Annotated in this window: 11 protein-coding genes; 7 read left to right on the top strand and 4 right to left on the bottom strand. The window is 55.4% G+C overall.

Annotation, left to right across the window (positions count from 1 at the left end):
• Nucleotides 1–39: 39 nt before the first annotated feature.
• The 4 genes from ectB (at nt 40) to LCM31_RS02165 (ending at nt 4,954) form a co-directional block, all read left to right on the top strand.
• Complete coding sequence (gene ectB / locus LCM31_RS02180) at nt 40–1,365, top strand: diaminobutyrate--2-oxoglutarate transaminase (protein ID WP_224867162.1); 1,326 nt, start codon at nt 40–42, stop codon at nt 1,363–1,365.
• 79 nt (nt 1,366–1,444) lie between these two features.
• A complete protein-coding gene (locus LCM31_RS02175; protein WP_224867160.1) occupies nt 1,445–1,849 on the top strand; it encodes an ectoine synthase in 405 nt (134 codons plus the stop codon).
• 22 nt (nt 1,850–1,871) lie between these two features.
• Nucleotides 1,872–3,428, top strand: coding sequence for an aspartate kinase (locus LCM31_RS02170; protein WP_404804016.1), 1,557 nt, complete (start codon nt 1,872–1,874; stop codon nt 3,426–3,428).
• A 107-nt stretch (nt 3,429–3,535) separates the two neighbouring features.
• Entirely contained in the window at nt 3,536–4,954 is a 1,419-nt protein-coding gene (locus LCM31_RS02165; protein ID WP_224867158.1) for a sodium/proline symporter, read from the top strand.
• A 103-nt stretch (nt 4,955–5,057) separates the two neighbouring features.
• Here the strand turns inward: LCM31_RS02165 and LCM31_RS02160 are convergent, their stop codons facing one another.
• The 3 genes from LCM31_RS02160 to LCM31_RS02150 form a co-directional block, all read right to left on the bottom strand.
• Nucleotides 5,058–5,756, bottom strand: a complete 699-nt coding sequence (locus LCM31_RS02160; RefSeq protein WP_224867156.1) for a hypothetical protein — start codon at nt 5,754–5,756, stop codon at nt 5,058–5,060.
• 57 nt (nt 5,757–5,813) lie between these two features.
• On the bottom strand, nt 5,814–6,767 hold the full coding sequence (corA, locus tag LCM31_RS02155) for a magnesium/cobalt transporter CorA (protein ID WP_222246312.1): 954 nt from the start codon (nt 6,765–6,767) through the stop codon (nt 5,814–5,816).
• 199 nt (nt 6,768–6,966) lie between these two features.
• Nucleotides 6,967–7,401 carry a host attachment protein gene (locus LCM31_RS02150; RefSeq protein ID WP_077400732.1) on the bottom strand — a complete coding sequence of 145 codons (435 nt, stop codon included), beginning with the start codon at nt 7,399–7,401 and terminating at the stop codon, nt 6,967–6,969.
• Nucleotides 7,402–7,587: 186 nt separating this feature from the next.
• On the opposite strand from LCM31_RS02150, the gene LCM31_RS02145 reads away from it, so the two are divergent.
• Nucleotides 7,588–8,715, top strand: a complete 1,128-nt coding sequence (locus LCM31_RS02145) for an S-(hydroxymethyl)glutathione dehydrogenase/class III alcohol dehydrogenase (protein WP_224867154.1) — start codon at nt 7,588–7,590, stop codon at nt 8,713–8,715.
• 9 nt (nt 8,716–8,724) lie between these two features.
• Nucleotides 8,725–9,573 (top strand): S-formylglutathione hydrolase, encoded by an 849-nt coding sequence (fghA, locus tag LCM31_RS02140; protein ID WP_224867152.1) that lies wholly within the window; start codon nt 8,725–8,727, stop codon nt 9,571–9,573.
• Between the two features lie 46 nt (nt 9,574–9,619).
• Here fghA and LCM31_RS02135 read toward each other — a convergent pair whose 3' ends face one another.
• Nucleotides 9,620–10,273: a DsbA family oxidoreductase gene (locus LCM31_RS02135; protein ID WP_224867150.1), complete on the bottom strand. Its 654-nt coding sequence runs from the start codon at nt 10,271–10,273 to the stop codon at nt 9,620–9,622.
• Between the two features lie 340 nt (nt 10,274–10,613).
• Here LCM31_RS02135 and LCM31_RS02130 point away from each other — a divergent pair, with 340 nt between their 5' ends.
• A complete protein-coding gene (locus LCM31_RS02130) occupies nt 10,614–12,821 on the top strand; it encodes a S9 family peptidase (RefSeq protein WP_224867148.1) in 2,208 nt (735 codons plus the stop codon).
• Nucleotides 12,822–12,855: the final 34 nt, after the last annotated feature.

Below are 12,855 nucleotides of genomic sequence, written 5' to 3'. Positions count from 1 at the left end.
TTATTCGTACTTATTCAACCATTAGAAAGGGTTGCCGAAATGAAAGTATTTGAAGAAATCGAATCTGAAGTAATGAGCTATGCCCGCGCCTTCCCGCGGGTATTCAACAAGGCACAGGGGGAGTATCTGTACGATGAGGAGGGTAATCAGTACCTGGACTTTCTCGCAGGTGCCGGCACCCTGAATTATGGTCACAACAACCCGATTTTTAAGCAGGCTCTGCTGGAGTATATCGAGCAGGATGGCATCACCCACGGTCTGGACCTGCACACCAAGGCCAAGCGCGAGTTCCTTGAGGCTTTTTCGGAAAAAATCTTGCAGCCGCGCGACCTGACTTACGTGATGCAGTTTACCGGCCCTACTGGCACCAATGCGGTGGAAGCAGCGCTGAAAATCGCACGTAAATACAAAGGTCGTGAAAACATTATTTCATTTACCAACGGTTTCCATGGCTGCAGCCTCGCTGCGTTGTCTGCTACCGGCAACTCGCATCATCGTGGTGCCTCTGGCGTGAGTATGAGCGGCGTTTCGCGCATGCCCTATGAAGGCTACCTGGGCGATGACATTGATACGACTGCCTACCTGGACAAGGTGCTGAGTGATTCATCCAGTGGTATTGATCACCCGGCAGCAGTATTGGTTGAAACCGTGCAGGGCGAGGGCGGTATTAATGCAGCGAGCGTTGAGTGGCTGCGCAACCTGCAGGAAGTGTGTCACAAGCACGATGTACTGCTGATCATCGATGATATTCAGGCGGGCTGTGGCCGTACCGGCAGTTACTTCAGTTTTGAAGAAGCGGGCATTGTCCCGGACATCGTTACCCTGTCGAAATCTCTCAGTGGCTATGGTCTGCCGTTTGCCGTGGTACTGATGAAGCCAGAGCTGGACCAGTGGAAGCCGGGCGAACACAACGGCACCTTCCGCGGCAATAACCTCGCGTTTGTAACCGCGACCGCTGCGATCAACCATTACTGGAGTGATGACAAGTTCGCCAAGGACGTTCTGCGCAAGGGTGAATACATTGAATCCCGTCTGCAGGCGATCGTCGACGAGTACGGAGATGGCAACATGACGACCCGTGGTCGCGGCATGTTCCGCGGTCTCAACTGTGTCAGTGGCGAGCTGGCGAGCAAGATTACTTCTGAGGCATTCCGTAACGGCCTGGTGATTGAAACCAGCGGTGCGGACGACCACGTGGTGAAAACCCTGTGCCCCCTGACAGTCAGTGATGAAAACCTGAAAAAAGCACTGGATATCATTGAAGCTGCGGTAGCAAAAGTATTACGCGGCGAAGAAGTGCCGGAAGAGCACGACTTTTTTGCCGAAGATAGCGACAAAGCGAAGTCTCTGGCCGACGCGGCCTAATAAGCTTTGCGATACCCTTGCGATCCCTGGTGGGCCGCACTTTCCAAGACCAGATTTTAGAATTTAAGTAGAGTAAGTAATGATCGTAAGAAATCTGCAAGACGCTGAAAAATCCAACCGTCGTATCGTGTCAGATGGTTGGGAGAGCACGCGCCTCCTGCTGAAAAATGACAATATGGGTTTCTCTTTCCATATCACCACCATTTACGAAGGTGCCGAACTAAACCTGCACTATCAGAACCACCTGGAGTCTGTGTACTGTATGTCTGGTGAAGGTTCCGTGATGGCGGAAGCCGATGGCGTTGTGCATGAGATTTTTCCGGGCACGATCTATATCCTGGATAAAAACGACAAGCATGTGCTGAAAGCCAAAACAGAAATGAAAATGGCTTGTGTCTTCAACCCGCCTCTGCACGGTAAGGAAGTGCATAACGCTGAAGGTGCCTACGAGCTGGATGCCGAAGAGGTAAAGGGCGAAAAATAATTCAGCGTCCCGGATAATTCCAATGCACAACAGGGCAGCAGAGTTCTGGAGTACCTCGCGGGAGTATTTTGATTCCAGCGATCATCAGGGTGCTTCTCATCAGAAATTCGGAAATGGTCAACGCAAGGATCCCATGAAAGCGCATACGGTGGAAAAGATCGGCGGTACGTCTATGAGTGACTACCGCGCAGTACGTGACAATATCATTCTGAAAAACGGCAATGTGGAAGCCAACCGTTTGTATCGACGAGTCTTCGTGGTCTCTGCCTACGGTGGCATTACCGATATGTTGCTGGAGCATAAGAAATCTGGTCGCCCGGGTATCTTTGCCCTGTTTGCGGGTGCCGATGACGACCGCGAGTGGTCTGATGCCGTTGCTGGCTTGCGTGCTCGCATGGAGGAGGTGAATGCATCGCTGTTCACCGACGATATTATGCTGGCCAAGGCCAATGCCTTCATTGGTGAGCGCTTGGAGGATGCGGCCAATTGTCTCGCGGATCTTGAGCGGGTGTGTCAGCACGGCCATTTTGCCCTTGAGGGTCACCTGGACGTGGTCAGTGAAATGCTGGCAAGCCTGGGGGAGGCCCACAGCGCCTGGAATATGGCGCAGCTACTGAAGCAGGAAGGGATCAACGCGCGCTTCGTGGATCTCACCGGCTGGCGTGACGGTGAGCACCGAACACTGGACGAGCGTATCGAACGTGCATTCGCAGACGTCGACTTTGACAATGAGCTGCCGATTGTTACCGGGTATGCGCATACCGCGGAAGGACTCATGAAGACCTTCGCCCGTGGTTACAGCGAGATGACGTTCAGTCGGATTGCTGTCATTACCGGTGCCAGCGAGGCAATTATCCACAAGGAATACCACCTGAGCAGCGCCGACCCGCGTCTGGTTGGTGAAGAGCAGGCGGTGCCCATTGGTCGCACCAACTACGATGTTGCTGACCAGCTTGCTAACCTGGGCATGGAGGCGATTCACCCCCGCGCGGCCAAGGGACTGCGTCAGCAGGAAATTCCGCTCAGGGTGATGAATACCTTCGAGCCGGATCATAGTGGCACCTTGGTTACTGGAGACTACGTCAGCGATACACCTCAGGTGGAGATCATTGCCGGCCGCAAAAATATTTATGCGGTTGAGTGCTTTGACCAGGACATGATGGGCAGCATGACCAGTTATGACCGCTCGATCAATGAGATCATCGCGCGCTTCAAGGGGAGCGTGGTTACCAAGGATACCAACGCCAATACCATTACTCACTACCTGAGTAATAACTTGAAAACGGTCAAGCGCATCAAAAAAACGATTGGTGAGCTATTCCCGGACTGCGCAATCCAGGTGCGAAAAGTTGCTGTGGTGTCTGCCATCGGTAGCGATATGAAAGTCGCGGGGATGCTGTCGCGGGCAGTCAGCGCACTGGCCGGCTCTGGTATCAGTATTCTTGCGGTTCATCAGTCCATGCGGCAGGTCGATATGCAGTTTATGATCGATGAAAGTGATTACGAAAGCGCAGTAAAAGCGCTACATGCGGCACTGGTTGAAGTGCACGATCATGGTGAGGCGATATGCGCCGCGTGAGACGCGGATTAGGACCGTTTTACATACCGTTCCAGATTCGGGCCGCTCTGTAGCTGCGGGAAGGCTGCCCAGAATAACGACAATAATTGATCTTCCGGGGGGTAAGTATGCTGTTGAGTTTTCTTTTTTTCCTGGCTCTTTTTGCCGCGGTTGGGGTGAGTTCGTATCGCAAGAGTCGCGGTACCAAGCAAGATTATTACCTCGCCAGCCAAGACGTGCCGCCGATGCTGGTGGGGCTTTCCGCGGTGGCGACCAATAACAGCGGTTACATGTTTATTGGTGTTATTGGTTACACCTACATGACCGGACTCGCCTCCATCTGGTTGATGATCGGCTGGATTCTGGGGGACTTCCTCGGCTCCCTCTGGATTCACAAAAGCCTGCGCCAGGCGGTCAAGCGCAGCGGTGAATCCAGTTACGCCGGAGTGTTGGCCTGCTGGCAGGGAATCCGGTTTGGACATTGGCAAAAACTCGCCGGACTGCTTTCTCTATTGTTCCTCCTCGCTTATGCCAGTGCGCAGCTGGTGGCAGGCAGCAAGGCGTTGTACGTGGTGCTGGATTTGCCGATCTGGAGCGGCGCGGTGCTCGGTGGTGTGATTGTTGCGGCCTACTGCCTGGCGGGTGGTATTCGCGCATCCATCTGGACGGATGTCGCGCAGTCTTTTGTCATGGTGCTTGCCATGGGTACCCTGCTGTTTGTCGCAACCCAGTCGGTGGGCGGCGCCACTGCGGCCTGGCAGGCCATGGGGCAAGTGGAGGGCTTCCTGAACTGGTATCCACAGGGCTTGCTACTGCCCGGCCTCGCCGGCGGAGTAGTGTTTATCCTGAGCTGGCTATTTGCAGGGATTTCAGTTGTCGGGCAACCACATGTGATGGTGCGGTTTATGGCACTGGATAATGTCGGGCACATGGTGCGCGCGCGCTGTTGGTACTACCTGTGGTTTGTTCTTTTCTACTGTATGGCCACGGGTGTCGGCATGCTGTCGCGAATTATGCTCAGTGACCAGGGTGCATTTGATGCGGAGCTTGCATTGCCGATGATGGCGATGGAGCTGCTGTCGCCTGCAATGGTGGGCCTGATTCTCGCGGGCATTTTTGCAGCGACGATGTCGACCGCGGACTCTCTGGTATTGAGTTGCTCTGCGGCCCTCACCCACGATCTATTGCCACAGCGTACGGAAAATACTCGCCTGCTCAAGTTTGCCACGGTTGCAATCGCCTTGCTGGCGGTTACCTGGGCGCTGCTGAATGAACAAAGTGTATTCAGTCTGGTGGTCATGAGTTGGTCGGCACTGGCTTCGGCGTTTGCCCCTCTGCTGATGGTGCTCGCGGCGGGCGGGCGTCCATCGCAAAGACTGGCTATCACGATGAGTCTTTTGGGGCTGGCTACGGCTTTAGCATGGCGTTGGTTCGGTTGGCATGCGCATATATATGAGGGGATGCCCGGTATTCTTATGGGCCTTGTGGTTTACGCTGTGGGGCATTTAGTTAGCCGCTCGCCGGCGTCGCGCACAGTGAATGCCTAAAACAAAAAAAGCCCGCGTACTTACTGACGAATATCCCCAACATCCAGAACCATTTCTACGATTTGGGTTGCGAGATGGGTGCTAGGCGATTCGGGGTCTTTTATCAGTAATGCAGCGTGTGCTGGCGCTCGGCCGCATTAAGGACCTTCCCCAGCAGCCTGGGGTCGAGCTTGGTGCGGTCTCTCAGTTCGTCGGTCAGCCAGTTCAGATCGTGGGGATGTTCGTGGGCCTGGCCGTTTTCCATCGCCATCTGTTCCAGCTGCCAGATAACGTCCAGCAGCAGGCCCGCTTCCAGGGGCTGCTCGCCCTCTTCCGTGAGCATCTGGCTTTCCAGGTTATCCAGATCCCGGCGTCTAACCACCAGCTCGGAATAATTGGGATACCAGCGGCCACTGAACGGTTCGGGACGATCGTGGAAACCAAAAGTGATGCGTAGGCGGTTGCCTTCGGCATCCAGCAGGGTGGGGGTGTCATTCTCCGTCGCAGGCAAGGCGGGCTGGTGGCGCAAGATGCCGACGATCGCACGCCAGTCCCCCCGGTTCTGGGGAGACAGACGCAGGGGTTCACTGAGCTCGATATTGCTCCAGCCGGTTTTGTCGATGAATTTGAGTTGCTGGCCCGGGCGGTACCAGTAGAGGTCGAGTTTCTCGTCTTCCGCGAGGCGTGCTAGGTCGTCGCCGGTGAGCTGTTCTTCCGTTAGCACATTGAGGTGGTCTACGGCCTGTTGCGCGCTGAGCCAGCGTCGCAAGTGGAAAGGTTTGTGTGTGGATTGCTCCGAATTGTTACCGCCCGCCGTCGCCATTATCGTCCTGCTTCCCTGTTATGGCTTTCCAACGCATTAAGGTTAGCAGGTGGTGGCCTAGAGCCACCCTTTCTTTTTGAAATACAGGTAGGGCGCCATGCCCGCCAGCAGCATCAGCATGAGTGCCCAGGGGTAGCCCAGCAGCCACTCCAATTCCGGCATGTGTTCGAAGTTCATGCCGTAAATGCTCGCGACCATGGTGGGCGGTAGGAAAACCACCGCGGCGATGGAGAAAATCTTGATAATTTTGTTCTGCTCGATGCTGATAAAGCCCTGGGTGGAATCCATCAGGAAGTTGATCTTTTCAAACAGAAAGGTGGTGTGAGACATCAGGGTGTCGATGTCGCGCAAAATCCCCCAGCAATCCTCGCGCAGCTCCGGGTCATCTTTCAGGTGGCGCTGCAGGAAAGCGATGGAGCGCTGGGTATCCATCAGGCAAAGACGGATTTTCCCATTGGAATCTTCCAGCTTGGCCAGGTGATCGATCGCGTCTTCGAGGTTGCCTTCCTCTTCTTCCAGCACCAGGTGGCTGACTTCACCCAGTTTCAGGTAGTTGTCTTCCAGGGCGTCGGCGAGGTTTTCCACCTTCTGCTCAAACAGCTGGATCAACAGCTCTTGGGCGTTGTGCGCCTCGACCTGATTGCGTCGCGCACGCATACGCAGCAGGCGGAAATCCGCCAGCTCGGTATCGCGGACGGTGATCAGGCGTTTCGGCTGCAGAATGAATGCGGCGGTCGCGGTGTCGTGCCGGCCCTCGCTCTGGGTGAGGTACAGGGAGTGAACATGGATGCCTGCGGAATCGATAAAGTAGCGCGCGGAAGACTCCAGTTCGTCGACGTCGTCGGATTCCGGCAGTTCGGTACGCAGCAGGTGTTCCAGCAGGTCGCGCTCTTCTTCTTCCGGTTCTTGCAGGTCAATCCAGGCGGCGTCCTCAAGGGGCTGGCTGCGATAGTCGCTACCGGAGTAGGTTTCTTTGATTTTGCCGTGCTGGATTTGAAACAGTCGTAGCATGCCGCTTCCTTGGAGGTGTGACTTGTGCGCTGGCCCGGGCCTCAGGCTGGCTGGGTGGCATGGTCTCAGGGTGGCGATAACAAATCAATTGCCACCACCGGGCGTCTTGGCCCGGTGGTGGGTAAGGTTTTCCGTAACCATTTTAGGTGCTGGACGCTTCAGCAGCGAAAGCGAGGACCGCCCGTGTGCGGGCTGACGGCTATAGCCACATGGGCAGCTGCGCGCGAATTTCCTCGGTATCGCTTTTCGTCAGGTTTTTGCGTGCCTCACCGGCAATGCTCGCCAGGCAGGGGGAGCTCATGGAAAGGCGCAGGTTACCGGCCATGGAGGGGTCGGCGACGATGTAGAGGCGGTCAAAGCGGCCTTGCTGGCGGCCTTTTTCCAGGGTGTGGGCAATGTCTTTGGCGAAGCGCTTGGCACCTCGCTTCCGCACATTGGTCCCTTCCATGGCGTGGCGGCCTTCGCCGCGACTGTCGAAGGTCCGCCCGGGGGCATCGCTGAGCAATTCCTGCCCCTTCATCCGCCCTTCTGGGTATACCAGTGTTTCTATCTCGTTGAGGGTCCCCGCGCGTTTTTCCGCCTCAAACAGGCGGGCGTGAGTATGATTGGCTACCAGAACCCAGGCTTTTGACATGGCGACTACCTCTGTTTTTCTCGGTTTTACCGCTGAATATTAGGGCCGGTGGGGGCCGGTTCCTAATTGTCGAAGCGCAGTGCCTGACTACGCGCCCGCGCACCCTCAGCGCTCATCCCCCACCCAAACCTGATAAGCTGGATGACCATTGTCAGGACGATAAATTCTTTGCTCAGGAGAACAGGAATGTCAGCAGAGCCCATAACGTGCAAAGCGGCGGTTGCGTGGAAGGCTGGAGAGCCGTTGTCGATTGAGGAGGTTGTGGTGGCGCCGCCCAAAGCGGGCGAGGTGCGTATCCGGTTGCTGGCCACCGGGGTTTGTCATACCGATGCGTTTACACTGTCTGGCGCGGATCCGGAGGGCGTCTTTCCGGCGATCCTTGGCCACGAGGGCGGCGGCATTGTGGAATCTGTGGGTGAGGGGGTTACCAGTGTGGCGGTGGGCGACCATGTTATTCCGCTGTACACCCCCGAGTGCGGCGAGTGCAAATTCTGCCTGTCGGGAAAAACCAATCTATGCCAGAAGATCCGCGCCACCCAGGGCAAAGGCCTGATGCCGGATGGCACGTCTCGCTTTACCGTCAATGGTAAGCCCGTGTTTCATTACATGGGAACTTCTACCTTTTCCGAATACACGGTGCTACCGGAAATTTCCGTCGCCAAGGTGAACAAGAATGCCCCGCTGGAGGAAATCTGCCTGCTGGGTTGTGGTGTTACCACCGGCATGGGTGCGGTGGCCAACACCGCGAAAGTGGAAGAGGGGGCGAGTGTTGCCGTATTTGGCCTGGGAGGTATTGGCCTGGCCACGATTATTGGGGCAAGGCTGGCAAAAGCCGGGCGGATTATTGCCATCGATATTAATGAAGGAAAATTTGAGCTGGCGAAAAAGCTCGGTGCCACCGACTGCATCAACCCGAAGAATTACGACAAGCCGATTCAGGATGTGATCGTTGAGCTTACCGATGGTGGTGTGGATTACTCCTTCGAGTGTATCGGTAATGTGGATGTGATGCGCTCTGCATTGGAGTGCTGCCACAAGGGCTGGGGCGAATCGGTGATTATCGGCGTGGCCGGGGCCGGTAAGGAAATCTGCACCCGCCCGTTTCAGCTGGTTACCGGGCGTGTCTGGCGCGGTACGGCATTTGGCGGTGTGAAAGGACGCTCACAGCTGCCCGATTATGTAGAGCGTTACCTGGCAGGTGAATTCAAACTCGATGATTTTATTACCCACACCATGCCGCTGGAAAAAATTAACGAAGCTTTTGACCTGATGCACGAGGGTAAAAGTATTCGCAGTGTTATCCACTACGTGTGAGGTTTATCGATGACTCTAGAACTCGTCAGTAAGACACAGTGTTTCGACGGCAGTCAGTGTCAGTACACGCATCGCTCTAACGTGTTGGACTGTGCCATGCGCTTTTCGATTTTCCTGCCCTCTCAGGCGGAAAAGGATCAGCGCTTTCCTGTGCTGTACTGGTTGTCTGGGCTCACCTGTAGCGACGAAAACTTTTCACAGAAGGCCGGTGCACAGCGAATGGCGGCGGAGCTCGGTGTGGTGCTGGTGATTCCTGATACCAGCCCGCGCGGGGACGATGTGATGGATGACCCAAGTTACGATCTGGGCCAGGGCGCAGGGTTTTATGTGAATGCCACCGAAGAACCCTGGCGCGCGCATTATCGCATGTACGACTATGTGGTGGATGAGTTACCGGACCTGATCGAAGCGCATTTCCCGGTAAGTGAGCGCCGTGCGATCTGCGGTCACTCCATGGGTGGGCATGGTGCATTGGCCATCGCGCTGAAAAACCCCAAACGCTACACCTCGGCATCCGCATTCAGTCCTATTTGTAACCCGATGGCGTGTCCTTGGGGTGAGAAGGCGTTGGGAGCTTACCTGGGGCCAGATAAATCCAGGTGGGAGGAATACGATACGACGGTGCTGCTGGGGCGGGCGAGTGAGCAACTGCCGATACTGGTATCCCAGGGCGAAGATGATCCGTTTCTCGAAGAGCAGCTGAAGCCGGAGACTCTGGAGGCCGCGGCAAGTGCGGCCAAGTACCCGCTGCGTCTGGAGTACCATGCGGGATACGACCACAGTTACTTTTTCATTGCTTCGTTTATTGAGCAGCACCTGCGTTTTCACGCGGATTTTTTGTTGACGCTCGGTGAGTAAAAAAAGCTGTGTAAACGAAGGTTAATCCAGTGAGGGGGTGGAGTCGCTAGCTACTGGGTTCCACGAACTGCTGCAGCTGGCTTTCAAACACACTGGTTTCCTCGGCTCCGCTGATGGCGTAGTCGTGGTTGAACATGAATAGCGGGACACCACGGATACCCTGCATCAGCAACTGCTCCTCGCGGGCGAGTGTTTGTCGTTTGATGGCGCTGTCGTGCAGCGCAGCCGATGCTTCATCGCGGTTCAGCCCCACACTGTCAACCGCATCCAGCAGTACGCGCTCATGATTGAGATTTTTACCGTGGGTAAAGTAATCCTCAAACAAGCGTACTTGAAGATCTGTCTGGTGCCCGGTTGGTTCGGCCCAATGTAGTAGCCTGTGGGCATGGTTCGTGTTGTAGATCCGCATGCCGTCGGAGAAGTTGAAGGTGAAACCGAGCGACGAACCAATTTCTTTCAGGCGCTCCCTGCTTTCGGTGCTTTCTTCAGGAGAAATCTGGTACTTGGCGATCATATGCTCGCGCAGGTTCTCGCCGGCCTCGGGCATTTGTGGGTTCAGCTCGAACGGGTGCCAGACGAGGTTGGGATCAAACTGCCCGGGGAACTTGGCAAGGGCTTGTTGCAGGCGCTTGAATCCGATGACACACCAGGGACAGACAACATCGGAGACTATGTCAATTCGCAGGTAGGTTCTTGCCATCACTGGCGGCCTTCTTTTTCGTTATGGTCTTTTTTTCACATAATGACTGGAGATTCTTGGCATGTAAATGATCTTTGTCAAGTGTCCAGTATGGCTGATACCTTCACCTGTGACGCAATTCAGGGTTGGTTGGCGCTTACATCTCGCTCAGTGACTCCGTTCTCGAGCTGGCCAAATCACCTCAATAATCCTCTCGCAGGGAGGCTGCCAAGCGCACTCGCCAGTATAGAAGTGACTCTTGAGAGACTGGGGCATGGCTGGCAGCATGCGTTCAAAAGCTACAAATCACGCCGGTTTTGTGTCATTTTCCCGACACAAATTCGTTTATGTTGAAGTGGTTATGAAGCGTCTCGCCCTGTCTCTGCTGATCGCCGGTTTCACCGGATATTCCTCCGCGGAAAAGCTAACTATTGATCGAATATTCTCCGACCCCGCCTTGAGCGGAACCAGCCCCCGTGCCCTGCAGTATTCCCCGGACGGCAGCCGCGTGACATTCCTGAAAGGCCGCGAGAATGACTACAACCGCTACGACCTGTGGGAGTACAGCCTGCAGGATGGCGAAACCCGTGTACTGGTCGACTCGGATACGCTGCACCAGGGTGAGGAAAAGCTTTCCGATGAGGAAAAGGCCCGTCGCGAGCGCCAGCGTATCTTCGGCAGCGGCATCATGGAGTACAGCTGGTCAAAGGATGGCGAGTCACTGCTATTTCCGCTGGCCGGTGATGTTTTCTACTACGCATTGAATGACGGTAAGTCCAAACGGCTGACCGAGACCGAGGCGTTTGAGACGGATGTGCGGGTTTCTCCGAAAGGCAATTTTGTTTCGTTTATTCGCGACCAGAATATTTATGTGGTGGATCTGGCGACCGGGAAGGAGCGCCAGTTAACCGCTGACGGCAAGGGCCCGATCAAAAACGGCATGGCCGAATTTGTGGCGCAGGAAGAAATGGGCCGCATGACCGGCTACTGGTGGTCGCCGGATGAAAAACGCATTGCGTATTTGCAGGTGGACGAGAGCCCGGTCGACGAGGTAACCCGCAGCGAAATCTACGCGGACCGCATCGAGATGATCAGCCAGCGCTACCCTGCGGCCGGCCGCCCCAATGTGACTGTCAAGCTGGGAGTGCTGGACTTGGGCAGTGGCAAGACCCAGTGGCTGGACCTTGGCAAGGATCAGGATATTTATATCCCACGGGTAAAGTGGGCGCGTGACAACCTGCTGTCTTACCAGTGGCAGAACCGCAGCCAGCAGCAACTAGCGCTGCGTTTTGTGGATATCCCCAGCGGAGATACCCGTGACGTGCTGGTGGAGTCCAGTGATACCTGGGTGAACCTGTTCGACGACCTGCGTTTCCTGAAAGACAGTGAGCGTTTCATCTGGTCTTCTGAAAAAGATGGCTTCAAGCACCTGTATCTGTACGACTTTGATGGCAAGCAATTGGCCCAGCTGACCCGTGGTGAGTGGGCAATTGACGAATTGGAAGCACTGGATGAACAGTCCCGTCAGGTGTATTTCTCCGGCCGAAAAGATACACCGCTGGAGCGTCACCTGTACGTGACCGATCTGGAAGGCAGCGGCAAGGTCGAAAAGATTTCGTCCCGCGCAGGCATGCACCGGTTTGCGTTTGCCGGTGATGCATCCGGTTATATCGACACCTATTCCAATCCCACCACGCCGCCACAGGTGAGCCTGCACGCTGCCGATGGCAAGCGCGTGACCTGGCTGCAGGAAAACAAGGTGGAGAAAGGCCACCCGTTGCACCCGTATATGTCCGACTGGATCGAGCCCGAGTTTGGCGAGATTACCGCACCCGAAGGACACACACTGTACTACCGGATGTACAAGCCGGCGAACTTCGACCCGAAGAAAACCTACCCGACCATGGTGTTTCTGTATGGCGGCCCACACGCGCAGCTGGTAACCAACAGCTGGGACAGGCCGTTTAATCAGTTCATGGCGCAGCAGGGCTATGTGGTATTTACCCTGGATAACCGTGGCTCTGCCAATCGCGGCAAGAAATTTGAAGACCCGATCTTCCAGAAAATGGGCGGCGTGGAAGTGGAAGATCAGGTAACCGGTGTGAAGTTCCTGCGCACATTGCCGTTTATCGACTCTGAGCGCATCGGTGTGTTCGGCCACAGCTACGGCGGTTATATGGCTCTGATGACTATGTTCAAGGCCGGGGACTATTTCAAGGCGGGTATCTCCGGTGCGCCGGTGACCGACTGGGGGCTGTACGATACCCACTATACCGAACGCTACATGGGTAACCCGAATCAGGTCCCGCAAGCGTACGAAGCCTCTTCGGTGTTTCCATACGCGGAAAACCTGAAGGGCCCGCTGCTGATTTATCACGGTATGGCAGATGACAACGTCCTGTTCACCAATACCACCAGGCTGATCAAGCAACTACAGGACAATGGCCAGCAGTTTGAACTGATGACCTACCCCGGCAAAAAGCACAGCCTGCGCGGCAAGGAAACCCGCAAGCACTGGTATCAGATGATGAAGGACTTTTTTGATCGCACGCTTAAGGCAGACAATTAAGTTCATTAACTTCGATAAATAAAAAGGGGCTTCC

Origin of the sequence: Microbulbifer agarilyticus (assembly GCF_020171345.1) — a bacterium.
Classification (GTDB): domain Bacteria; phylum Pseudomonadota; class Gammaproteobacteria; order Pseudomonadales; family Cellvibrionaceae; genus Microbulbifer; species Microbulbifer agarilyticus_D.
The sequence above is the reverse complement of the archived record's forward strand: the minus strand, read 5'-3'. Positions and strand labels throughout refer to the sequence as shown.

Bases quoted from the DNA above. Each gene is read 5' to 3' on its own strand.
- LCM31_RS02160 (WP_224867156.1), bottom strand. From the start codon at position 5,756: ATGGCGACGGCGGGCGGTAACAATTCGGAGCAATCCACACACAAACCT.
- corA (WP_222246312.1), bottom strand. From the start codon at position 6,767: ATGCTACGACTGTTTCAAATCCAGCACGGCAAAATCAAAGAAACCTAC.
- ectB (WP_224867162.1), top strand. From the start codon at position 40: ATGAAAGTATTTGAAGAAATCGAATCTGAAGTAATGAGCTATGCCCGC.
- fghA (WP_224867152.1), top strand. From the start codon at position 8,725: ATGACTCTAGAACTCGTCAGTAAGACACAGTGTTTCGACGGCAGTCAG.
- LCM31_RS02130 (WP_224867148.1), top strand. From the start codon at position 10,614: ATGAAGCGTCTCGCCCTGTCTCTGCTGATCGCCGGTTTCACCGGATAT.
- LCM31_RS02150 (WP_077400732.1), bottom strand. From the start codon at position 7,401: ATGTCAAAAGCCTGGGTTCTGGTAGCCAATCATACTCACGCCCGCCTG.
- LCM31_RS02170 (WP_404804016.1), top strand. From the start codon at position 1,872: ATGCACAACAGGGCAGCAGAGTTCTGGAGTACCTCGCGGGAGTATTTT.
- LCM31_RS02175 (WP_224867160.1), top strand. From the start codon at position 1,445: ATGATCGTAAGAAATCTGCAAGACGCTGAAAAATCCAACCGTCGTATC.
- LCM31_RS02145 (WP_224867154.1), top strand. From the start codon at position 7,588: ATGTCAGCAGAGCCCATAACGTGCAAAGCGGCGGTTGCGTGGAAGGCT.
- LCM31_RS02135 (WP_224867150.1), bottom strand. From the start codon at position 10,273: ATGGCAAGAACCTACCTGCGAATTGACATAGTCTCCGATGTTGTCTGT.
- LCM31_RS02165 (WP_224867158.1), top strand. From the start codon at position 3,536: ATGCTGTTGAGTTTTCTTTTTTTCCTGGCTCTTTTTGCCGCGGTTGGG.